This is a genomic window from Guptibacillus hwajinpoensis (assembly GCF_005144865.1).
In the GTDB taxonomy this organism is placed as follows: domain Bacteria; phylum Bacillota; class Bacilli; order Bacillales; family Guptibacillaceae; genus Guptibacillus; species Guptibacillus hwajinpoensis_A.
The window spans coordinates 489,568-513,589 of sequence record NZ_SWFM01000003.1 but is presented as its reverse complement, the minus strand read 5'-3'; the positions used below and the strand labels follow the sequence as shown (position 1 = coordinate 513,589).

Annotated in this window: 19 protein-coding genes, 1 other RNA gene, 1 pseudogene and 1 other annotated feature; of the genes and pseudogenes, 17 read left to right on the top strand and 4 right to left on the bottom strand. The window is 40.6% G+C overall.

Annotated features, from left to right (window positions below):
- Positions 1-237: 237 nt before the first annotated feature.
- Positions 238-1,791 (bottom strand): stage V sporulation protein B, encoded by a 1,554-nt coding sequence (spoVB, locus tag FBF83_RS13545; RefSeq protein ID WP_136947815.1) that lies wholly within the window; start codon positions 1,789-1,791, stop codon positions 238-240.
- Positions 1,792-1,911: 120 nt separating this feature from the next.
- On the opposite strand from spoVB, the gene FBF83_RS13540 reads away from it, so the two are divergent.
- The 9 genes and pseudogenes from FBF83_RS13540 to dtd all read left to right on the top strand — a co-directional run bounded on the left by FBF83_RS13540 (position 1,912) and on the right by dtd (position 12,232).
- Positions 1,912-2,397 (top strand): COG2426 family protein, encoded by a 486-nt coding sequence (locus tag FBF83_RS13540; protein WP_136947669.1) that lies wholly within the window; start codon positions 1,912-1,914, stop codon positions 2,395-2,397.
- A 20-nt stretch (positions 2,398-2,417) separates the two neighbouring features.
- The gene (locus FBF83_RS13535) at positions 2,418-2,678 is read left to right on the top strand and encodes a post-transcriptional regulator (RefSeq protein WP_240688096.1); all 261 of its coding nucleotides are present in this window, start codon (positions 2,418-2,420) and stop codon (positions 2,676-2,678) included.
- Between the two features lie 110 nt (positions 2,679-2,788).
- Positions 2,789-5,003, top strand: a pseudogene (secDF, locus tag FBF83_RS21365) (protein translocase subunit SecDF).
- Positions 5,004-5,110: 107 nt separating this feature from the next.
- Positions 5,111-6,010 (top strand): cation diffusion facilitator family transporter, encoded by a 900-nt coding sequence (locus tag FBF83_RS13525; RefSeq protein WP_136947667.1) that lies wholly within the window; start codon positions 5,111-5,113, stop codon positions 6,008-6,010.
- Positions 6,011-6,057: 47 nt separating this feature from the next.
- Positions 6,058-6,384 (top strand): LapA family protein, encoded by a 327-nt coding sequence (locus FBF83_RS13520; RefSeq protein ID WP_136947666.1) that lies wholly within the window; start codon positions 6,058-6,060, stop codon positions 6,382-6,384.
- A 162-nt stretch (positions 6,385-6,546) separates the two neighbouring features.
- Entirely contained in the window at positions 6,547-8,904 is a 2,358-nt protein-coding gene (recJ, locus tag FBF83_RS13515; protein ID WP_136947665.1) for a single-stranded-DNA-specific exonuclease RecJ, read from the top strand.
- Positions 8,905-9,417, top strand: a complete 513-nt coding sequence (locus FBF83_RS13510) for an adenine phosphoribosyltransferase (protein WP_048312657.1) — start codon at positions 8,905-8,907, stop codon at positions 9,415-9,417. It begins immediately after the preceding gene.
- Between the two features lie 187 nt (positions 9,418-9,604).
- Positions 9,605-11,770 (top strand): RelA/SpoT family protein, encoded by a 2,166-nt coding sequence (locus FBF83_RS13505; protein ID WP_420875136.1) that lies wholly within the window; start codon positions 9,605-9,607, stop codon positions 11,768-11,770.
- 18 nt (positions 11,771-11,788) lie between these two features.
- Complete coding sequence (gene dtd, locus FBF83_RS13500) at positions 11,789-12,232, top strand: D-aminoacyl-tRNA deacylase (RefSeq protein ID WP_136947663.1); 444 nt, start codon at positions 11,789-11,791, stop codon at positions 12,230-12,232.
- A 38-nt stretch (positions 12,233-12,270) separates the two neighbouring features.
- On the opposite strand, the gene FBF83_RS13495 is transcribed toward dtd, so the two are convergent.
- Positions 12,271-13,704 (bottom strand): N-acetylmuramoyl-L-alanine amidase, encoded by a 1,434-nt coding sequence (locus FBF83_RS13495; RefSeq protein WP_136947662.1) that lies wholly within the window; start codon positions 13,702-13,704, stop codon positions 12,271-12,273.
- Positions 13,705-13,848: 144 nt separating this feature from the next.
- Between FBF83_RS13495 and FBF83_RS13490 the strand changes: the two genes are divergently transcribed.
- The 4 genes from FBF83_RS13490 to ssrS all read left to right on the top strand — a co-directional run bounded on the left by FBF83_RS13490 (position 13,849) and on the right by ssrS (position 17,783).
- On the top strand, positions 13,849-14,022 hold the full coding sequence (locus FBF83_RS13490) for an RNA polymerase subunit sigma-70 (protein ID WP_240688095.1): 174 nt from the start codon (positions 13,849-13,851) through the stop codon (positions 14,020-14,022).
- 80 nt (positions 14,023-14,102) lie between these two features.
- Positions 14,103-14,325 (top strand) — a binding site (T-box leader).
- 107 nt (positions 14,326-14,432) lie between these two features.
- On the top strand, positions 14,433-15,719 hold the full coding sequence (hisS, locus tag FBF83_RS13485) for a histidine--tRNA ligase (RefSeq protein WP_136947661.1): 1,287 nt from the start codon (positions 14,433-14,435) through the stop codon (positions 15,717-15,719).
- Positions 15,716-17,503, top strand: a complete 1,788-nt coding sequence (gene aspS, locus FBF83_RS13480) for an aspartate--tRNA ligase (protein WP_136947660.1) — start codon at positions 15,716-15,718, stop codon at positions 17,501-17,503. Before hisS ends, aspS begins: the two co-directional genes overlap by 4 nt.
- A gap of 96 nt (positions 17,504-17,599) precedes the next feature.
- Positions 17,600-17,783: non-coding RNA, 6S RNA (ssrS, locus tag FBF83_RS13475), on the top strand.
- Between the two features lie 499 nt (positions 17,784-18,282).
- Here the strand turns inward: ssrS and FBF83_RS13470 are convergent.
- Both FBF83_RS13470 and FBF83_RS13465 read right to left on the bottom strand, forming a co-directional pair.
- On the bottom strand, positions 18,283-18,951 hold the full coding sequence (locus FBF83_RS13470; RefSeq protein ID WP_136947659.1) for an RsfA family transcriptional regulator: 669 nt from the start codon (positions 18,949-18,951) through the stop codon (positions 18,283-18,285).
- A 146-nt stretch (positions 18,952-19,097) separates the two neighbouring features.
- Positions 19,098-20,441, bottom strand: coding sequence for an AAA family ATPase (locus FBF83_RS13465; RefSeq protein WP_136947658.1), 1,344 nt, complete (start codon positions 20,439-20,441; stop codon positions 19,098-19,100).
- 146 nt (positions 20,442-20,587) lie between these two features.
- Between FBF83_RS13465 and FBF83_RS13460 the strand changes: the two genes are divergently transcribed.
- The 4 genes from FBF83_RS13460 to mnmA are packed head-to-tail and all read left to right on the top strand — an operon-like array spanning position 20,588 to position 23,986.
- Positions 20,588-21,292, top strand: coding sequence for a YczE/YyaS/YitT family protein (locus FBF83_RS13460; protein ID WP_136947657.1), 705 nt, complete (start codon positions 20,588-20,590; stop codon positions 21,290-21,292).
- Positions 21,225-21,644 carry a cysteine metabolism transcriptional regulator CymR gene (cymR, locus tag FBF83_RS13455; protein WP_136947656.1) on the top strand — a complete coding sequence of 140 codons (420 nt, stop codon included), beginning with the start codon at positions 21,225-21,227 and terminating at the stop codon, positions 21,642-21,644. Before FBF83_RS13460 ends, cymR begins: the two co-directional genes overlap by 68 nt.
- 39 nt (positions 21,645-21,683) lie before the next feature.
- Complete coding sequence (locus FBF83_RS13450; RefSeq protein ID WP_136947655.1) at positions 21,684-22,826, top strand: cysteine desulfurase family protein; 1,143 nt, start codon at positions 21,684-21,686, stop codon at positions 22,824-22,826.
- A 44-nt stretch (positions 22,827-22,870) separates the two neighbouring features.
- Positions 22,871-23,986 carry a tRNA 2-thiouridine(34) synthase MnmA gene (gene mnmA, locus FBF83_RS13445; protein ID WP_136947654.1) on the top strand — a complete coding sequence of 372 codons (1,116 nt, stop codon included), beginning with the start codon at positions 22,871-22,873 and terminating at the stop codon, positions 23,984-23,986.
- Positions 23,987-24,022 lie beyond the last annotated feature (36 nt).

Sequence of the window (24,022 nt, the reverse complement as noted above, 5' to 3'; positions counted from 1 at the left end):
TTGACTTCCACTCCAGGATGCTCGCTTTCCGCGGGGCGGGCGGTAAGCCTCCTCGTCGCTTACACTCCTGTGGGGTCTCACCTGTCCCGCTAGTCCCGCAGGAGTCGAGCATCCTTCCGTTCCAATCAATTAAGTGTGGTTCTTTATACAAAACTTTTTAAAAGCAACAATCTTTTAGAAAAGAGCTTTTAGAAAAAAGACTTTAAAAATTCACCTATATAAAATTCCAAGTCTTCCTCAGTGTACGAACTTCCCGATAAATGGAAGTCTTCTTAAATCATTTCGATTAACTAGACCAAGGAGTAGTAAAAGTAAAGTATAAACGATGGATGTTGCGCCAATGGCTATAACCGTTCCGAAGATATCTGATGATGATGTAGCAAGAATTTGGTAGAAGAAATGCCCTGCGAAGGCAGCAAGAATAATTGCTGCAACACCTTTAAGTAAATCACTAACTACGATGGAAAAGCCAATAGCTTTCACTAAAGTGGCGAAGTGAAGTAGTGTAACGAGTAATATACCTATAACAATTGCGAGTGCTGCTCCCATTATCCCGAGTTCTGGTCTAGTTGCTAAGAAGAAAATAGCAGCCAGTTTAACTGCAGCTCCAATGAAGCTGTTAATCATCGCTGCCTTTGCAAGATCGAGCGCTTGAAGTGCTGCTCCAAGAGGTCCTTGAAAGTAATAGAAGAAAAAGAATGGTGCCATTACTTGGACATAGATCGCTACTTGAGGTGCATTGTACATGATATCCATCAATGGTACAGCGAAAATATATGTGACAACGACTGAGAGACCTCCTGCAACCATGGAAAGACGAATAGCTTGACTTAATCGGTGTTGAATTTGTTTATATTGTTTCTGAGCATGTGCTTCACTTATTGCGGGTACGAGTGACACCTGCAAAGAGTATGTGATAAAAGTCGGGAGAAAGAGGAGTGGAATGGCAAGCCCTGATAAATGTCCATACTGTTTTGTAGCAAGGCTTGTAGCTACCCCTGCAATTGCAAGACTATTTGCAACCATAATGGGTTCAAAAAAATAGGAAATTGAACCGATTAATTGACTTCCTGTCGTAGGGAGAGAAATTCTCATTAAATCGTTAAATGTTTTTCTGCCGCCTTTTAAATAATTGAAAAAGCCTTTCCTAATCTTCACTCGCTTTTTCATTTTAAACATTGAGAACATAAAGAGAAGGGAAGCAAGTTCACCTAGCACGACGGAAACCATTGCACCTGCAGCGGCATATTCAACCCCATAAGGAAGGAAAGCGCCTGTTAAGATAGCAACGAGACAAATTCGCACAATTTGTTCAATAACTTGAGAATAAGCAGAAGGTCGCATATTTTGAAGGCCTTGAAAATAGCCGCGAAGGACAGAGGAAAGGGCAACGATAGAAACGACAGGTGCTATAGCTATAAGAGGATAGAAAGTGCGCTCGTCTGTGAAAACAGTCTTTGATAAGAGTGGAGCCGCTAGTACCATAACGGTCGTAAAAATAATGCTAAGTACGGTTGTGATGGAGAGTGAGACAATTAGTATTCGTTTGATTTTCTGGCGATCACCTTCTGCATCAGCTTCAGCAACCATCTTTGAAATAGCAACAGGTAGTCCCATACGTGTTAACGTAATGGTTAGAATTAGGGTCGGAACAGCCATCATGTATAGACCGACACCTTCTTCTCCCATAACTCGAACCATCACAATACGGTTAATAAATCCGAGCACCTTTGTAATCAGCCCAGCAAGAATTAGAAAAAGAGTCCCTCGTAAAAAGGTTTGCTTTGACATATTCACCCAACTTTCCATCCAGAATACCCCTGCAAAATTGTAGAAAAGTCTAGATATTTTTTATCACTATGTATATGCTTATTAGGGGACAAAGCATGACAGGCATATAGGAGTGTTTTAATGAAAGAAGCAATTAAACAATTCGTTGTAGAGAACTTAGGTTTTCTTCCACAGGAAGTGATTGTAGTGATCATATCTGCACTTCCAATATTAGAGTTACGAGGAGGATTGCCTCTGGCATATGCTTTTGATTTCTCGTTTCTAAAAGCCTTATTTCTAAGTTTACTTGGAAACGCACTGCCGATCATTCCATTACTGCTTCTCTTTCAACCGCTTAGTAATTGGTTCATGAGGTTTGAGTGGTATAAGAGATTCTATGATTGGCTTTATCACCGCACACTGAGCAAAAGTAAGAATGTCGAGAAATATGGAGCAATAGGATTAATTCTATTCACCGCTGTTCCGCTTCCAACTACAGGAGCATACAGCGCATGTGTAGCAGCAGCGCTTTTTGCGATACGATTTAAATACGCCTTTCTATCCATTCTTACAGGAGTGGTTATTGCTGGTTTAGGTGTAGGTGCAGCGATTTACTCGATTTTCTAAAAATGAGAGGAGACAGAATGATGGAAGAGTGGAAGAAAGAAGTATATCCGGCGCTAGAAAGTAAGCTAGATGAATTTCATTTGTTAGGATACAACGGGGCGACCACAGATGAAATCTGGGAATGTCTCCTTGCTCGTCTGAAACGAAATAAAGATTTAGACGATATTCAAATGCATCGTCTTGTAAACGAAATAATGCGCCTTTCTACAAATGAATACATGAACTGGCTTACAATTCATGCTTATAAAGGGACAGATATGTTCAGAAAGCAAGAAGCTTAGTCACACTGAAATTGACAGAAAAATTCATATATCTGTATAATAACTAGTATTGTGGCATTTTGACCTACATAAGAAATAATGCTGGGTGTTTAGAGAGGAGTTTTTGTTCCATGGTAAAAAAAGGCCGGATCGTAGCGTTCTTTTTGATCGTCCTTCTGCTTGGTGGATTGATCGGGACAACGGTTATGGGTGTAACAAAAGAAATTAAGTTAGGCCTTGATTTGCAGGGGGGGTTTGAAGTTCTGTATGAAGTAACGCCTGCTCAAGAAGGTCAGGAACTTAGTCAAGACCTTTTAAATAGTACTGTAAGTGCTTTGTACAAGCGTATTAATGTTCTCGGGGTTTCAGAACCTCGTATCACTATAGAAGGCGAAGACCGTATTCGCGTTCAGCTTGCTGGTGTTAAAGATCAGAACCAAGCGCGTGAGCTACTCTCAACACAGGCGGAGCTAACGTTCCGTACAACTGATGATAAAGAGCAGATGAGCGGTGCTGATTTGAAGGAAGGCGCTGCGAAAGTAGTGTTTGATAACAATCAGCCTGTTGTCCAAGTAACGCTTAAAAATCCTGAAAAATTTGCTAATATTACTCGAGAAATAAGTCAATTACCACCACCTGATAATCGCCTTGTGATTTGGCTTGATTATGAAGAAGGCGACTCATATCAAGAGGAAGTTACTAAGCCTGCTGATGAGCAGAAGTTCATTTCAGATCCTGCTGTTAGAACGGTTCTCTCACAAAATACAGTAGTGATTTCAGGACCTCCATTCCAGCTTGAAGAAGCTGAAAATTTGAAGGAGTTGCTAAATGCAGGATCTCTTCCAGTCCAGCTCGAGGAAATCTATTCAACATCTGTCGGTGCTCAATTTGGGGAACAGTCGCTTAATAAAACTGTCCTAGCAGGATTTATCGGTATAGGATTGATTTTCTTATTCATGCTATTTTATTACCGTCTACCTGGAGCGATTGCTGTTATTACGCTAAGTGTGTATATCTATCTTATTCTTGTTGTATTTAATTGGATGAATGCCGTGTTAACACTCCCTGGTATTGCTGCCCTTATTCTTGGGGTCGGGATGGCTGTTGATGCTAATATCATCACATATGAAAGAATTAAAGAAGAGATTCGTTCAGGAAAGTCGATCATGTCAGCTTTTAAAGCGGGTGGAAGACGCTCCTTTACCACAATCTTTGACGCAAATATTACAACCCTTATTGCTGCTGGTGTGTTATTCGCCTATGGAACAAGTTCTGTTAAAGGGTTTGCGGTAATGCTCATTACAAGTATCGTTGTCAGCTTTTTGACTGCTGTTTGGGGTTCACGAATACTACTTGGCCTATGGGTTAAGAGTAGGGCATTAAATAAGAAGCCCGGACTTTTTGGCGTAAAGGAGAGTGAGATCGATGAGCTCTAAAGTAAGAGATATTAAATTTGATTTTGTTAAACATCGTAATAAGTTCTTTGCGATTTCACTTGCACTTATCGTTCTTGGTGGTTTGGCAATTGCTATATTTGGTCTAAACTTGGGCATCGACTTCTCAAGTGGCTCACGCGTGGATATACAGTCGGATAGCACGTTGACTACTGAAGAAGTAACCAAAGAACTTGAAGAACTTGGGCTTGAGCCAGAATCCGTCACCCTTGCAGGTGGTGGCGAGATGGCAGTTGCTGCCTTCAAAGATGAGTTAAATAAAGATGAAGTGGCTGAAATTAAAAACCAATTCACGGATTTATATGAAATAGAACCAAGTATAAGTACGGTATCACCTGATGTAGCCGTTGACCTCGCGAAAAATGCGTTCATCGCAGTTGCAATTGCATCAGTTGGAATTATCTTATATGTTGCCCTTCGATTTGAATGGCTACAGGGCTTTGCTGCAATAGTTGCACTTTTTCATGATGCATTCTTTATTATTGCAGTGTTCAGCATCTTGCAGATTGAAGTAAATATAACTTTCATAGCTGCTGTTCTCACAATCGTTGGTTACTCCATTAATGATACGATCGTTACATTCGATCGAATCCGAGAGAACATGAAATTTGAGAAGAAAATCAAAACATTTGATGATGTTGCTCGTGTCGTTAATAAAAGCCTCGTTCAAACATTGGCAAGATCAATTAATACAGTGTTAACAGTTGTATTTGCGGCTCTTGCGTTAACGATTTTTGGCGGTGAAGCCATTCGACCGTTTGCTGTTGCATTGTTAATTGGTCTTATAGCAGGAACGTACTCTTCGATCTTTATTGCCTCTCAATTATGGGCGGTTTGGAAAGGGAAACAACTTAAGAAGAAAAAGTTCGCTCCAGTTGAAAGCGAAGTATAGAGTGAAAGAGAGCCATGGCTATGCCATGGCTCTTACATGTCGCTATCAGCAAGATTTAGAATTTGGTATTAAGGGAAATGCTATAAGGAATTGTTAGAGGTGAGAGAATGAACAAAGAAGAACGTTTTCGGAAAGCAGAGATTGCAGCTATTGTTGGGATTTTAGGGAATATTGTCCTTGCTGTATTAAAAGGGGTTATTGGTTATATAGCCAATAGTCGGGCTCTTATTGCTGATGCAGCCCATTCTGCTTCAGACGTTGCCGGTTCGTTTGCCGTTTTTGTTGGCTTGCGTGCTGCAAAACTCCCCCCTGATAAAGACCACCCTTACGGTCACGGGAAAGCAGAATCCATTGCGGCAATTATCGTAGCTGTATTGCTTCTACTCGTAGGTGTTGAAATTGGGATTAGTTCAGGTAAAGCTATTTTTCAGCCAATTGAAGCACCTGGCACACTCGCTTTATATGCTGCCCTTGTTTCCATTATTGTTAAAGAAGCAATGTTTCGTTATAAATATCGTTTAGGTACAAAAATTAAAAGTGATGCCCTGATCGTCAATGCATATGAGCATCGTTCTGATGTGTATTCTTCAATTGCTGTTCTCATCGGGATCGCTGGTGCTATTTTAGGAAGTAAATTCGATTTATCATGGCTTATCTATGCAGACCCCATTGCAGGGATTTTTGTTTCTATTCTGATTGGGAAGATGGCAATTAAACTTGGTTTCGAATCAATTCATACAACACTAGATCATGTTTTGCATGAAGAAGATACGGTTCAATATAAGAAAGTAATTGAAGAGATGGATGGCATTGTGAATCTCGATGAATTTTATGCTAGAGAGCACGGTCACTATGTTATTATTGATGTGAAGCTCGGTGTCGACCCAGACATTTCAGTGAGAGAGGGGCACGATATCGGTAAGGCTGTGAAAGAACGTTTGCTGCAAGAAGATGAAGTACATGATGTGCTTGTCCACATTAATCCTTATGAACCAAAGGAAAAATAGATCTAGTAATGGAATAGGTATAGAAGTAGAAGGGGAGGTAGATGTGGATGAAAGGACAATGGGGATTGGTTATTGCCCTTGTTTTCGCTCTAATTATTGCAGTATTTTCAGTTGTGAACGTTGATCCGGTTCAAGTGAATTATGTTTTTGGTACGTCAGACTGGCCACTTGTACTAGTTATTTTAGGATCAGTATTAATGGGAGCCATTCTCGTACTAGGTTTTGGGATGGTCAAGTATTATAGATTGAAAAAAGAGCTTAAGAAGTTGCAAAAGGAAAACGCGCAGCTTCGAGCTGATGCTGAACAAAAACCTGTTGACGTTCCCTTAGATGGTCCTACCGAGGATGAAGGAATGGATTCAGACGGAGAATAATTGATTTGCCCCCCATTCTCATGGGGGCTTATTTTTTGGTTTTGATTATAGTACGAAGCCGGAATCATATAGCCCATCATTTGTAAGAATAAGATTCCTCCTCTCAAACTATGGTCAAATATGTCCAAACTATATATAATGAACTGGTTAAGAGGTGATTCGATGTTAAGATCTAAAACACGCTGGAAACTAGCTGAAACAGATGAAACAAACATTGATCGGCTCCAGAGTGAACTAGGTATTTCTCGACTAGCTACCTCATTACTTGTGAATAGAGGTATCGAGGGAGAGGAAGAAGCAAGAAGGTTTTTATATAAAGAAAATTTATCCTATCATGATCCTTATTTAATGGATGGTATGAAAGAATCTGTTGATCGTATTCAACATGCTATAGCAAAGAATGAAAGAATTTTAATTTATGGAGATTATGATGCTGATGGCGTAAGTAGTACGACCGTTCTCGTTTATACGCTCCGAGAGCTTGGTGCTAGTTTTGACTATTACATTCCAAATCGTTTTACTGAAGGATATGGACCAAATGAAGCGGCATTTCGCCAGGCAAAAGAAGACGGCTACGATCTAATCGTTACAGTTGATACAGGTATATCAGGAGTTCATGAAGCAGAAGTGGCAAAGGAAATAGGTATTGATCTTATTATTACAGATCACCATGAGCCACCTCCTGTACTACCTGATGCATATGCAACAATTAATCCTAAGAAACCTGGTTGTGGTTATCCATTTAAAGGGTTAGCAGGAGTTGGAGTTGCGTTTAAACTTGCTCAGGCCCTGCTTGATCGAATTCCTGGCCATTTACTAGAAATTGCTGCAATGGGTACGATTGCTGACCTTGTTCCATTGCAGGATGAGAATCGTTTAATTGCAAGTGAAGGGATTCGTGCACTGCAAAACTCGAGCAAACCAGGCATTAAAGCTCTACTTGATGTTTGTGGATTAAAAGGACAGGAATTAAATGAGGAGCATCTTGGATTTGGTATAGGACCACGTCTAAACGCAGTAGGACGGCTTGAAAGTGCAGATCCTGCTGTTGAGCTGTTAACAACGGATGATTTTGAACTTGCTGAACAGCTTGCTAGCGAGATTGATGCATTAAATAAAACACGTCAAGAACTTGTGAATACAATGACACAAGAAGCGATTGAAGAAGTAGAGACGAATGATCTGCTAAACGAAAACAATCGTGTTCTTATTATCGCAAGAGAAGGATGGAACGCAGGTGTAATCGGAATCGTTGCTTCAAGGCTTGTCGAAAAATATTATCGTCCAACCATTGTTATGAGTATTGACCGTGAAAAAGGGGTTGCGAAAGGGTCTGCACGAAGCATTGAAGCATTTGATATGTTTATGAACCTCTCTGAATGCAGAGATATTCTCCCACACTTCGGCGGGCACCCTATGGCAGCTGGAATGACGATTGACCTTACGTATCTTGAAAGTCTTCGTGAAAGATTGAATGAACAGGCATTAGAGAAATTAACCGAGAAGGATTTAATGCCACTTACGAAGGTGGATTTGCACTGTAAAGTAGAAGACATTACGCTTGAAACGATTGAAGAGATGAATTTATTAGCTCCTTTTGGAGTAAGTAATCCGAAGCCTGTTGTGATGTTGAAGGATGTTCATTTGTCGCAAATTAGAAGAATCGGTAGCAAAGACAATCATTTGAAAGTAGCGCTTGAGGAAAATGGTGCCACTCTTGATGGCGTAGGCTTCAACTTTGGCTATGTCTTTGAAGAGATTGCTTCTAGAGCTGCAGTAAGTGTTATTGGGCAACTATCTGTTAATGAATGGAATGGGTTAAGAAAGCCACAAATCTTCGTTAAAGATATGGCAGTAAATGAGTGGCAGTTATTTGATTATCGAGGTATTCGTGACTTAAAGAAGCGGCTCGAATCCTTACCTCTAGATAAGTTATTGATGATCTCTTTTCAGGAAAGCACAGTTACTAAACTTGGCATTGAGCAATGGAAGGATTTCGTTATAACATCACCACTTAAAGAAAAGAATTTAACGTTCGATAATAAGTATGTCGTGCTTCTTGATCTACCAGACTTAGAAGAAGATCTTGTTGAGTTGTTCAAAAAGGGTGGCTTACCAGAGCGAACATACGCTGTTTTTGAGCATGAAGAAGATCATTTCTTTTCAACACTGCCTTCGCGTGAAGATTTTAAATGGTACTATGCATTCTTAATGAAAAAGGGAAGCTTTCACTTAAGAGATGCAGAAAAGCTTGCTAAACATAAAGGCTGGTCAAAAGAAACCGTTCACTTCATGTCACAGGTGTTTTTTGAGTTAGATTTTGTTACAATGGATGATGGACTGATTTCTCTAAATCCACAATCTGTTAAAAGTGAATTAACTTCTTCCAAAACGTATAGGAGTAAGCTTGAGAAGGCAAAACTTGAAAATGACTTTTGCTATTCCTCCTATCATGCTTTGAAAAGTTGGTTCGATCAATCAGTTAATTGTTCCAATAGCACTGAGGAGGCCATAAAGTAAATGAATTATAAAGATTATATTGCAGTTGTTGAAGACTATCCAAAAGAGGGTATTCGTTTTAAGGACATTACCCCACTTATGCAAAATGGAGAAGCTTACAGCGCTGTTGTGAATGACATTGCAGACTTTGCAAAAGATAAAGATATCGATGTAATTGTTGGACCAGAAGCAAGAGGGTTTATTGTAGGTTGCCCGGTTGCTTATATTCTAGGTATTGGTTTTGTACCTGTACGTAAAGAAGGCAAACTTCCTCGCGAAGTAGCAAAAGTAGATTACGGTCTTGAATATGGTAAAGACGTACTTACAATTCATAAGGACGCTATTAAGCCAGGACAAAGAGTTTTAATTACTGACGATTTGCTTGCAACAGGTGGAACGATCAATGCAACGATTGAATTGGTAGAACAGCTTGGTGGAGTAGTTGTTGGCCTAGCGTTTATGATTGAACTTTCTTATCTAGAAGGACGTAAAAACCTTGACCGACATGATATATTTACGTTGATGACATACTAAAGTGTGGAGTGTCCGAATTGCCGGACGCTCTTTCTCTTTATGATGTATTGTTAAGCCTATCCAGTGCTTACCAGTTAGGAAAAACGACATTTTTCTCTTATTCTCTTTACATGGTGACTTTTTTTAACGATAATAGAAGCAATATACCAACAGTAATCAAGGTGATTTGATGACGATAGAAGAAGTAATGGAAAGAGCGGAGCAGTATCTGTCTGAAGACGATCTCTCCTATCTTAATAGAGCTTATGAATACGCGCGCAATGCACATGAAGGCCAGTACCGCAAATCGGGTGAACCCTATATTATTCATCCTATTGAGGTTGCTGGCATTCTTGTTAATCTTGAAGTGGACCCTGTCACAGTTGCTGGGGGCTTTCTTCATGATGTCGTCGAAGACACCGACGTGACGCTTGAACAAATTTCTGATGAATTCAGTCCCGAGCTTGCCATGCTAGTTGATGGCGTAACGAAACTGAAGAAAATCAAATACAAGTCCAAGCGTGAACAGCAAGCTGAGAATCACCGTAAGATGATGATTGCCATGGCGCAGGATATCAGGTGTATTCTCATTAAACTAGCTGACCGCCTTCATAACATGCGTACGCTTAAACATATGCCTAAAGAAAAGCAGATGCAGAAAGCGAATGAAACGCTTGAAATATTCGCACCCCTCGCTCATCGTCTCGGAATTTCGACGATTAAATGGGAGCTAGAGGATACAGCACTTCGTTATTTAAATCCTCAGCAATATTATCGGATTGTTAATTTGATGCAAAAGAAACGAGCAGAACGTGAAGGGTTCGTTCATGAAGTAGTGGACGAGATTCAAGAGCGGGTGAAGGATGTGTCGATTGACGCTGAGATATCTGGTCGTCCTAAACACATCTACAGTATCTATCGCAAGATGTCCAAACAGCATAAGCAATTTAATGAAATCTATGACTTGCTAGCAGTTCGTATTGTCGTCAATAGTATCAAGGATTGCTATGCTGTTCTTGGTATCATTCATACGTGCTGGAAGCCTATGCCTGGTCGTTTTAAAGATTATATCGCGATGCCTAAAGCAAATATGTACCAATCTCTTCATACAACGGTTATTGGACCGAAGGGTGACCCACTCGAGGTTCAAATTAGAACGTCTGATATGCATAAAGTAGCTGAGTACGGAATCGCAGCTCATTGGGCTTACAAGGAAGGCGATGAGAATCAAGTAAATAGCTCTTTTGAGAAGAAACTTTCTTGGTTCAGACAAATCCTTGAATGGCAAAATGACGTTTCCAATGCAGAAGAGTTTATGGAGTCTCTTAAGATTGACTTATTCAGCGACATGGTTTTCGTTTTCACACCTAAAGGCGACGTGTTTGAGTTGCCTACAGGTTCTGTGCCGCTTGATTTCGCATATCGAATTCATACCGAAATCGGTAACCACTGTATCGGTGCAAAAGTGAATGGTAAAATGGTACCTCTTGATCACCGTTTAAAAACAGGAGATATCGTTGAGGTTCTAACATCAAAGCATTCTTATGGACCGAGTAAAGACTGGTTGAAAATCAGCCAAAGTTCTCATGCCAAGAACAAGATCAAGCAATGGTTTAAGAAAGAAAAGCGCGAAGAGAATGTTGAAAAAGGCAGAGAACTGGTTGAGAAAGAAATTAAAAGCCATGGTTTTGAATTAAAAGCAGTTCTTACAGCAGATAACATTGCAAATGTATCGAAAAAGTTTAACTTTACTAGTGAAGAAGATATGTATGCAGCCGTTGGGTACGGTGGGATTACTGCAGCGCAAATCGCGACAAGGTTAACAGATAAAGCTCGTAAAGAGAGAACGAAGGAACAAGAAGAAGAGCTTGCAAAATCAATCATTGAGGGTAAAACCACTCATACCCCTGCCCGTCCTCCAAGAAGAGCGGAATCTGGTGTGCGCGTAAAGGGCATTGATAATCTCTTGATTCGTCTTTCGAGATGCTGTAATCCTGTACCTGGTGATGATATCGTAGGATACATTACAAAGGGCAGAGGTGTCTCGATTCACAGGAAAGATTGCCCGAATGTGAATGAGGACAATGCTCAGGAGAGACTTCTTGAGGTTGAGTGGGAAAGTGACTCGCCCAAAAATTACAATGTCGATATTGAAATTAGTGGTTTTGATCGCAGAGGATTGTTGAATGAAGTACTACAAGCTGTGGCAGAAACCAAAACGGATATGACGTCAGTATCAGGCCGTTCAGATAATAATAAAATGGCGACCATTAGTATGACAGTGTCGATTCGAAATACTGCTCACCTTCAAAAAGTAGTCGAGCGAGTAAAACGAATTCCTGACATCTATGCTGTTCGCAGAATTATGCAGTAGTTTAGAAAGGAAGTCTTTATGAAAGCCGTTGTGCAGCGTTCAAAGCAAGCGTCAGTTACTGTTGATGGGAATGTGACTGGAAGTATTGATTCTGGTCTTGTCGTTCTTTTAGGGGTTACACACGACGATACAGAGAAGGATGCCGCTTACCTTGCGGGTAAAATTGCTAACTTGCGAATCTTTGAGGATGAGAATGACAAAATGAATCTTTCCGTAAAGGATGCAAATGGGGCAATTCTGTCGATTTCACAATTCACGCTTTATGGCGATTGCCGTAAAGGAAGGCGTCCTAACTTTATGAAAGCAGCAAAGCCTGATGAAGCAAACGTATTGTATGAAAAGTTTAATGCTTTTTTGCAAGACGAGGAGCTTGATGTGCAGACAGGTATTTTTGGGGCGATGATGGATGTCCAACTAACAAATGATGGACCTGTTACGCTTATTATTGATAGTAAGGAATAGGGAAAAGCCGCGGAGCAGTCTATGCTCCGCGGCTTTTTTTATTGTAAAAAGGAAAGAATACCATCTGCAATTTCGGTTGTGATTTCTGCCTGGTAGTCTATTCTGTTTACTAACTGTTCCTCCCATGGATTAGATAAAAAACCAAGCTCCAGTAGAACGGAAGGCTGTCTATTATTTCGAAGCACGTAGTAATTACCAAACCTTATTCCACGATCTCTAAGTGAAGTATCATCTCCAATTTTATTATGAATGGCAGATGCTAAGGACATGTCACTCTGTTCATAATAATAAGTGGTCGTTCCGTTAGCCGTTGGATCGACAGTGCTGTCGAAGTGAATACTGACAAATGCATCCGCATTATATTGCTCTGAGATAGTGGTTCTCTCACCTAGTGAAATGTAGGTGTCGCTGTCTCTCGTTAATATTACCCTGACACCAGCGCTTTTTAGTTTTTCAGCAATGGTTGAAGTTGTACGCAGTGTAAGGATTTTCTCGAAAGTTGTAATGCCTTGAGCCCCGCTGTCATTTCCACCATGTCCTGCATCAAGAACAACAGTTTCTTTAGAATTTAGATTCTGTTTGGTGGAAAGCTGAGATGCAGTCGAAACAACCCACTCCGCTACATAAGCAGACATTCCATCATGTAAAGCAACTTGATACCATTGTCCTTCCTTTGTTACTATTTGATATTTTTCATGGAGACTTGCTTGTGCAATCACCCCATGTTCTAATCCAGGTCCGCTTCGTAAATTTGTTGCTTGATATAGGATCGTTGCATAACCAGAAATTCCGCTTTTCTGGGTTTCTTTAAGAAAAGAGTTGTCTACCCAACCTGTTTGGCCATTCTCATAGCGGATGAAACTCCAGTCATTTTCTTTCTTTACTTCCTCTACAACTGAACCTGAAGGAAGTTGGGAAATAATGCGGTTATCCATTCCTGGAGCTTCACGTACATTCAAAATTCTAGCCTGAACTTCTTTAGTTGTAGGAGAAGATTTGCCTTGATTAGATTCGTTGGTTGAGTTGACTAACCAGGATGCAACCCAGCCTTCTTGCCCATTGTAGTCGATTGCAATCCAATCCTTCTCTGTTTTAACTACATTCCATTTAGTACTTAAATCGATGCTCCCCAAAACAGTAAATTCTTTCCCTGGACCAGCACGAACCTGAAGGTCGGATACGGTTGATTCAATGGTTTTGGCGGAATCATCTTCTATCGTTACCGTGACAAGTCTGCGCGCAACCCAACCGACTTTGTCTGAATCTAATTTAATCTTTATCCATTCACCATCCTCTTCTAAGATCGGATGTGAGTCGTCTTGATGAACCTGAGTGATAACGGAAGAAGAAAGAGTTGGAGCTGATCGAACATTAACCGTTTGATTAAAATCCGCCATTTTTTCAGCAGAAGCTACTGAAGGCAACGTGAATAAAATAATAAATAGCAATATGAGTACAGGATAACTTTTCAAAAGAAGACTCCTTTCAGTTTGTCTTGATGACCGTACACAGCATAAGTTCTTTATCGGTTAAAAAGATTCCTTCGTTAAGTAGTAAATCCTCTGTTTTTTGGTGAAACTAATAGTACAATTCACATAAAAAGAGGATGAGATCTGTTGAGATCAACAAATAAAGAAATGATGAGTTATAATGTATCCCAACCAGAGTTCGGTGTGGACTTTCATGATTTTCTTCAAAAAGAACAGTGCTTATCAAATATGGAACTTGCTGAAGAATTTGGACTGTCATTGAAAAGTATAAAAATTATGAAACAAAAAATGAAGCGATAATGTTTGTAAAAGCGAGTGAAATGGACTTGACAAAAAAAACGCTGACTCGTATGATAGAAAACAATTCAGTAAATCGATACGAAGCTCCGATGAGGAAGAAAAGTAAAAAAATTTCGGATTGATCAGAGAGGAAATGCCTTTGGCTGAGAGCATTTCTCAATACCGCTTTTTTGAAAGACACTTCCAAGGATCATCTCCGAACAGATTGCTCAGTAGGGGATGACGTAAACAGGCGTTAACTGTTTAAGCGGAAGGACTCGTCCTTCCATTAGGGTGGCACCGCGGGTAACTCTCGTCCCTGAATTTCGATTCAGGGATGGGAGTTTTTTTTGTATTCAAAAAGGATCAGCGCAATAGGTGCCCTAACGTAACTGTAGGCTTCTCGGTAGTGATTAAAGGAGGACAAAGACATGAGTTTTCAAATCCCTAGAGGTACTCAGGATATTGTGCCTGGTACATCTGAGTTATGGCAATATATTGAAGGTAAGGCAAGAGATATTTGTCGTCGATATAATTATCACGAATTACGCACACCTATTTTTGAACACACAGAACTCTTTCAACGTGGTGTAGGAGATACAACGGATATCGTTCAAAAAGAAATGTATACCTTTCAGGATCGCGGCGATAGAAGTCTAACTCTTCGTCCAGAAGGAACAGCATCAGCAGTACGTGCATATGTGAACAACAAAATGTACGGTTTGCCAGAGCAACCTGTAAAACTTTATTACATTGGCCCAATGTTCCGGTATGAACGCCCTCAGTCAGGTAGAATGAGACAATTTGTTCAATTTGGGATTGAAGCACTTGGAAGTAACGATCCATCAATAGATGCTGAAGTAATAGCACTAGCAATGGGACTATATCAAGAATTAGGACTTAAGAAGCTTAAACTATACTTAAATAGTCTTGGTGATAAGGAAAGTCGTGAAGCACATCGTAAAGCACTTATTCATCACTTCGAGCCTCGCATTGGCGAATTCTGTAGTGATTGTCAAAATCGTTTAGAGAAAAACCCACTTCGAATTCTTGATTGTAAAAAAGACAGAGATCATGAATTGATGGCAACTGCTCCTTCAATTATTAATTATTTGAATGAAGAGTCAGCGCAATATTTCAGTAAAGTGAAGGAAGCGTTGGATCATATGAATATCGAATATGTCCTGGATGATCGTCTTGTTCGGGGATTAGATTATTACAATCATACTGCATTTGAGATTATGAGTGATGCTGACGGCTTTGGCGCTATTACAACACTTAGCGGAGGTGGCCGCTACAATGGTCTAGTCGAAGAAATGGGTGGTCCATCAACACCTGGTATCGGTTTTGCAATGAGCATTGAACGGTTGTTAATGGCTCTAGAGGCGGAAGGTATTGAATTGCCAGTAGAGAAAACGATTGATTGCTATGTCGTTACAATGGGTGAGGAAGCTCAAGCTGTTTCAAATGGTCTTGTTCAAAAGCTTAGAAAAGCAGGGATTTCTACAGAACGAGACTACCTTGATAAGAAAATGAAAGGTCAGTTCAAAGCAGCTAATCGTCTTCAAGCGAAGTATGTAGCTATTCTCGGTGATGAAGAAATCGAGCGAAACGAAATTAATGTAAAAGATATGATAACTGGTGAACAAGAAGCCGTAAGTCTAACTGAAGTGTCATCATATCTCAAAGAGAAATTAAAGGAGGAAGATGGAGAATGATCGGAAGAAGCCATTCATGTGGGAAAATTCGTAAGAGCGAAATTGGAGAAACAATAGAATTAAAAGGATGGGTGCAAAAACGACGCGATCTTGGTGGACTAATTTTCATTGACTTTAGAGACCGTTCTGGAATTGTCCAGGTTGTTTTTAACCCGGATGTATCTAAGGAAGCGCTAGAACTTGCTGAGAAGGTAAGAAGTGAATATGTTCTAGGTATTAAAGGGAAGGTAGTTGAACGTGGAGAAGGTACGGTTAATGCAAACCTCCCTACAGGTTCTATCGAAGTACATGCTGAATCGCTTGAAATACTCAATGCTGCTAAAAACCCGCCGATCAGTATTTCAAACGATGTTGAAGTAGGAGAAGATATTCGCCTTAAGTATCGTTACCTTGATCTTAGACGACCTGTTATGCAGGATACATTTAAACTTCGTCACCGCACGACGAAAGTAATCCGTGACTACCTTGATTACAATGAATTTCTAGAAATTGAAACGCCTATGCTAACAAAAAGCACGCCAGAAGGAGCACGTGATTACCTTGTACCAAGTCGAGTACATGAAGGAGAGTTTTACGCTCTTCCTCAGTCTCCACAATTGTTTAAACAACTCCTGATGGTATCAGGCTTTGAACGATATTACCAAATTGTACGTTGTTTCCGAGATGAAGACCTTCGCGCGGATCGCCAACCTGAATTTACGCAGGTGGACATTGAAACATCATTTCTTCCTAAAGAAGATCTCATATCCATGATGGAAGAAATGATGACAGCTGTTTTAAAAGAAACAAAAGGAATAGAAATTGAAAAGCCTTTCCCTCGTATGTCTCATGCTGAAGCAATGAATCGCTATGGATCTGATAAGCCAGACACACGTTTTGGAATGGAATTCGTTGATGTATCTGAGCTTGTAAAAGACTCTGACTTTAAAGTATTCTCTGGTGCTGTATCTTCTGGAGGAGCGGTTAAGGGGATTAACGCGAAGGGTGCAGCAAGTAAGTATTCACGTAAAGACATCGATGCACTAACAGAGTATGTGAAAACGTACAAGGCAAAAGGACTTGCATGGCTTAAAGTTGAAGAAGATGGTTTAAAGGGACCAATTTCTAAATTCTTTGATGAAGCACTTTCAGCACAGTTACAGGAAGCGTTCGATGCAGAAGCGGGAGACCTTCTTCTCTTTGTAGCTGACAGCAAATCTGTTGTAGCTGACAGTCTTGGATCTCTTCGTTCAAAACTAGGGAAAGAGCTTGATCTGATTGACCAATCCAAGTTTAACTTCCTATGGGTGATGGACTTCCCACTTATGAGTTACGATGAAGAAGCGGATCGTTATTTTGCAGAGCACCATCCGTTTACTATGCCATTAAAAGAAGATCTTCATCTTCTTGAAGATGAGCCAGGTCAAGTTCGTGCTGATGCGTATGACCTTGTTCTTAATGGATATGAGCTTGGTGGCGGATCTCAGCGTATCTTCCAGCGCGATATCCAAGAAAAAATGTTTAAAGCGCTAGGATTTACTAAAGAAGAAGCTGAAGAAGAATTTGGTTTCCTACTTGATGCTTTCGAATATGGCACTCCACCACACGGAGGAATTGCGTTTGGTCTTGACCGTCTTGTGATGCTACTTGCTGGAAGAACAAACTTACGTGACACAATTGCATTCCCTAAGACAGCTAGTGCAAGCTGCTTGTTAACAGAAGCGCCTTCTCCAGTTAGTCAAGAGCAGCTCAAGGAACTGAATCTTGAACTTGCTAAAAAGCCTGTTACCGCTGAAAAAGAATAGAGTGTTCAAGCAAATGGTAAAATAATAAAAAGGACCTAAAACGCGAGCGTTGAAATCGTTTTGAAGGTCTGCTATAATTCAATTACAAGTTAACGAAGAGTCCTGAAGTGTACGTTTACTTCCATAATAATTTGAGCCAACACTTTTACAACGGGAGCCTGATCCTTTCCGTCCAGAGTACATGCCTCGGTAGCTGAGGACGTACGAAGGATGGAATAGGGCACCCACCTGCCAATGCAGGTTCAACGATTATGGAAAGGACGGCACAGTTGGGGCTCTTCTTTTTTTATGACAAATAACAAAGCATCAGTTCAATGAACTGATGCTTTTTTTTGTATGAGAAATTGTTTTGTCGATAGTGTGTTCTCATCTAAGAGTTTTAGTATTTCAGTTTCTAAACGCTCGTCTCCGCTTTTCGTGTCTAGCTGCGTGGCCAGACCCTCTGGCACTTCACCCTATAACTCGAACACAAAGAACGTGTTCAAAATATAGGGCTCCAGTGCCTGCCGTGTCTAAACGCCCACTTCCGCCTTTCGTGAGATCCAGCTACGACTCGCAGAAACTCCGATATTTCACTCTTTCATCGGAACACAAAAAGCGTGTTCCAATTCAAGAGTTCCAATATCTTCGTTTCTAAACGCTCGTCTCCGCCTTTCGTGAGATCCAGCTGCAGTGGGCAGACACTCGGTCACTTCACCCTATAACTCGAACACAAAGAACGTGTTCAAATTATAGGGCTCCAGTGCCTGCCGTGTCTAAACGCCCACTTCCGCCTTTCGTTATCTCGCAAGTTTTTCTAAATTCCCGTTCTTGTCCATTTTAAAGCCGGGTACGTTGTGATCTTCGTTGTCGTTTAGGACTACCATTCTTCTTGCTCGGTCCATGATTTGGATGAGAGATTGATAATCCTCTTTCATGACCTGTTGTTCGTTTTCTAGTGTTTTGATTCTTTGGTGGAGAAGAGTGTTTTCTTCTGTTAGGTGTTGATTCTCCAATTCTAGTTTCTCGAGATTTGTCCTCAGTCTGCTTGTTCCAGATGCGGATTGCTCGAGATTTGATAAGTAAGAAATAACATCTCTCATTGTCATTTGCTTTTGGGTTACAACTTGCTCAGTTTGTTTGACAGGTGTTTCAATCATTGTCTGAGAGAGTGTTTGTTCACTTTTCATCATAGAAGGGCGTACTTCTTTTTCTGTATATGTTGGCTGTCTGATTTCTGCACGTTTCATTTCTTTTCTTTGCTTTTTAGCTAGCTTCAAAGCTTGTTCATAACGTTCACGTACAATCGCATTCCAGCGGAAGCCTACTGCTGCTGACGTGCGGCTGAGTCGATCACCAACTTCATCAAAAGCTTTTAATTGTGTACTACCTTCTCTAACATGCCGCAGCACTGTTTCGGCAAGCATTAAATCATCTTCATGAGACCACGCATCTTGTCTTACTTTCATTTACATTCAGCTCCTTTATCTTCATTTCATAGCGTTTTGAAAGTAATCATAGCTTTGCCAGTATGAAAGAATTTATACAGAAGTCTTGTGAAAATGAGATAGATTGTAAGAATACAAAGAAAAACAGCAGTGCTCATGCACTGCTGTTAAGCTTTCTTGTTATCAGATTTAATACGTTCTGCGAAGTAATCCAGTCGTTTTTGAACAGTACGTTCATGGCCGCGGTCAGTAGGTTTATAGAACGTTTTACGAGTCATGTGGTCAGGGAGATATTGTTGTGGCACATAACCTCCAGGGAAACTATGAGGATATTTATAATCTATTCCGTGTCCAAGTTCGGATGCTCCTTTGTAGTGAGAATCTCTTAAATGAACTGGAACTGTGCCGCTTTTCTCTTTTTTCACTGCTTCAAGGGCTGAGTCAATTCCTTTAATTACAGCATTGCTTTTTGGAGCAGTGGCTAGATATAGTGCTGCTTCTGCAAGTGGAATTCTAGCTTCAGGCATACCAATGAACTCAACAGCGTAGCTTGCCGCATGTGCTACAAGAAGTGCATTTGGATCAGCTAGCCCAATATCCTCAGCAGCGTGAACGTATAATCTTCTTGCGATAAAACGCGGATCCTCACCTGCATAAATCATTTTTGCGAGCCAGTATAATGTAGCGTCTGCATCAGATCCTCGTATACTTTTAATAAAAGCTGAGACAGTATCATAGTGGTTGTCACTATCTTTGTCATATTGTAATACCCGCTGTTGAATTGATTCTTCTGCAATAGCAAGCGTGATAACGAGCTTCCCACTCTCATCTGGGGTCGTCGTTAATACGGCAAGTTCAAGTGCATTTAGCGCAGTTCGAGCGTCTCCATTAGATACATCAATGAGGTGTTCGATCGCTGAATCTAGAATCTCAATATCATATCTACCGAATCCACGGTCTTGATCATGGATGGCTTGATGCAAAATATCTTTTATCGTGGTTTCATTAAGATGTTCAAATCGAAATAATCTTGAACGAGATAGAAGGGCGGGATTAATTTCGAACATCGGGCTCTCTGTTGTAGCGCCGATTAGAACGATCGTTCCGTCTTCGACAAATGGCAGGAGGGCATCCTGTTGTGATTTATTAAAACGGTGAATCTCATCAATGAATAGCACTGTTCTTCTATCATCCATCTTTAATCTATCTTTTGCTTCTGATGTTAGTCTTCTAATATCAGCTACACCTGAAGTAACAGCATTTAATTGCTCGAAATGAGCGGATGTCGTGTTTGCGATGATGCGAGCGAGTGTTGTTTTACCTGTCCCAGGAGGACCAAAAAAAATCATCGGTGTTAGCTGATCTGCTTGAATCGCTCTTCGTAACAATTTTCCGTCACCGATTATATGATCTTGTCCGATAAATTCTTCTATGGACCTGGGGCGCATTCTACTTGCAAGCGGTCCAGAAGAAGTGTTGTTCTTGTCAGGAGAATAATCAAATAAATCCATCAAACACCCGTCCTTTCATAGATAGTTGAAACATACTATACGTCTTTTGGAAATGCAAGAAAAACCGGTTCATGCTATAATAGCGAAGGTTTACTAACAGAATCAATGGCGAATAAATGAGTTAAGATCGAGTAAAGAGGGATAAAATGAAACCAGGAAACAAAGCGTCGAGGTTCTGGATGAGCTGGGTTGTTTTTACAGTTGGTCTTCTTGTGATGGCTTTTGGAATAGCACTCATGATTCGTGCAGAAATTGGAAGTGCACCGTGGGATGTTTTTCACATTGGCCTTTACCAACAGTTTGGATTAACAATTGGGACATGGTCGATTATCATTGGTTTTGTCATCATTGGTTCGACGTCTTTACTAGAGCGCTCCTGGCCGAAACCCGGTGCTTTTCTTAACATGTTACTGGTTGGTTTATTCATTGATTTATATCTATGGCTTCCAATTCTTAAAACACCAGATCAATTAATTGGAAAACTAATCATGCTGATAAGTGGTATTCTCATTATGGGGTATGGAATTGGATTGTATATTGCAGCAGATAGAGGAGCTGGTCCACGAGATAGCCTTATGCTCGTTTTAACTAAGCGAATAGGTTGGAAAGTACAGCATATCAGGCTTTCGATGGAAATGGTTGTGCTTACTCTTGGCTGGTTATTGAAGGGTCCTGTTAATATTGGAACACTCTTATTTTGTGTGACGATTGGACCGATTGTTGGCTATTCATTGCCTCAATGCAAGATGCTTGTGGCTCGATTGATAGAAAGAGGTGGAAGAAATGAAGATATCGACAAAAGGAAGATACGGATTAACCATTATGATGGAGTTAGCAAAAAAGCACGGTGAAGGTCCTATTTCGCTTAAATCCATTGCAAGAAGTAAAGATTTATCTGAGCATTATCTTGAGCAACTTGTTGCACCACTTCGAAACGCAGGTCTTGTAAAGAGCGTGCGTGGTGCTTATGGTGGCTATATCCTTGCGCAGGATGCAAGCACAATTACAGCCGGAGATATTATTCGTGTTCTTGAAGGACCGATTAGTCCAGTTGAAGTAATGGATGATGAAGAACCTGCGAAGCGTGATCTCTGGTTGAAAATTAGAGATGCAGTTAAGGATGTACTGGACTCCACTACCCTTGAAGACCTTGCAACATATGAAGGTGAAGGAGAGCAAGACAGCTACATGTTCTATATTTAGTATAACCAGCGTGTTGCTGGTGTTAAGAGGTGAAGAGTAATGAAGGCAATATATATGGATCACGCTGCAACCTCGCCCGTTCATCCTCAAGTAATTGAAGCAATGGTGGCTTCGTTACAGAATGATTTTGGTAATCCTTCAAGTATTCATCAATTTGGGCGTAAAACTAGACATGCACTTGATGAAGCAAGAAGCAGCATAGCAAAAAGTATAAGAGCTGTTCCTAATGAAATTGTTTTCACAAGTGGAGGAACAGAAGCTGACAATCTCGCCATTATTGGAGCTGCAAAAGCGAATGTTGAAAAAGGGAAGCACATTATTACAACAGCCGTTGAGCATCACGCAGCACTTAACGCTTGTAAGAGTCTTGAAGCGGAAGGCTTTGAAGTTACCTATTTACAAGTGAATGAGAGTGGAAGAATTTCTATTGAGGACCTTAAAGGAGCTATTCGCCAAGAAACTACGTTAATTACAATTATGTACGGTAATAACGAAGTTGGAACGATTCAGCCGATTACAGAGATTGCTCAGATTACTAAAGAACATGACATTCTCTTTCATACAGATGCCGTTCAAGCATATGGCCTAATCGATCTTGATGTAAGCAAGCTCGGTGTGGATTTACTATCTGTTTCTGCACATAAAATAAACGGCCCTAAAGGCGTTGGTTTTTTATATGTGAAAGATGGAACAAAGCTTGTGCCGTCTTCTCAAGGTGGGGAGCAGGAGCGTAAGCGTCGGGCTGGAACTGAAAATGTTGCAGGTATTGTTGGCATGGAGACAGCTGTTAAGCTTATGTATTCGGATCGAGAAGAGAAAGTTAGACTTTATCATAAAATGAAAGAAACAATGACCGAGATCTTTAAGAGAGAATCAATTCAATATTATTTAAATGGTGACCAAAATAATGTGTTACCTCATGTTCTCAATGTAAGCTTTCCTGATGCGAAAGTGGAACCGATGTTGATGAACTTAGACTTAGCAGGTATTGCTGTATCAAGTGGCTCAGCGTGTACTGCAGGATCTCATGAGCCGTCACATGTATTAAAAGCCATGTACGGAGATAATGAGCGTACACAAACAGCCATTCGATTTAGTTTTGGATATGGCAATACAGAAGAAGATGCGACACAGGCGGCAGAGGAAGTCGTTAAGATTGTCAATCGGTTAAAGAAGTTATAAAATAGTCAGGACACAATTTGTGTTAATGAAGAGGAGGTGCAACCATGACAGCACGAAAGAATGAAGATACTAGAGTCGTGGTTGGAATGTCCGGAGGCGTTGACTCATCAGTTGCAGCCCTTATGCTAAAAGAACAGGGCTATGATGTGATCGGCATTTTCATGAAAAACTGGGACGACACCGACGAAAACGGAGTATGCACAGCGACAGAAGACTACAATGATGTTATCCGTGTATGCAACCAGATCGGCATTCCGTACTACGCAGTCAACTTTGAGAAGCAATACTGGGATAAAGTGTTTACTTATTTCCTTGATGAATATAAAGGTGGACGTACACCAAATCCAGATGTTATGTGTAATAAAGAAATCAAGTTTAAGGCATTTCTAGAGCATGCGCTAACGCTTGGAGCAGATTATCTTGCAACTGGGCACTATGCTCAGGTCGTTGAACGTGATGGAGAAGTGAAGATGCTTCGTGGCGTTGACGACAATAAGGATCAGACGTACTTTTTGAATCAGCTTACTCAGGAACAACTTTCAAAAGTCATGTTTCCACTTGGTGGAATTGAGAAGAAAAAAGTCCGTGAAATGGCTGAAGAGGCTGGTCTTGCTACTGCTAAGAAAAAAGATAGCACAGGTATTTGCTTCATTGGCGAGCGCAACTTCAAAGAATTTCTTGGGCAATATCTTCCTGCTCAACCGGGTAAGATGATGACGCTTGATGGCGAAGAAAAAGGTACCCATGATGGATTGATGTACTATACGATCGGTCAGCGTCACGGTCTTGGTATTGGCGGCGATGGTGAGCCTTGGTTCGTTGTCGGTAAAAACCTTGATAGCAATGTGTTATACGTTGATCAGGGCTTCCATAACGATTTGCTCTATTCTGATTCACTAATTGCTGTTAACTCAAGTTGGGTTTCAGATCTTCCAATTCAGAATCAATTCGCGTGCACAGCGAAGTTCCGCTATCGCCAAAAGGATTCTGGAGTTACCGTTCTGAAACTTGACAATGATCGGTTGAAAGTGACGTTTGATGAACCAGTTCGTGCTATTACACCTGGACAGGCTGTTGTTTTCTATAATGGAGATGAATGTCTCGGTGGTGCAACGATTGATCAAGTATTCAAGAATTCAAGTGAACTCACATATGTTTAACAACAAGCCTCATTTCAATTTGAAATGAGGCTGTTT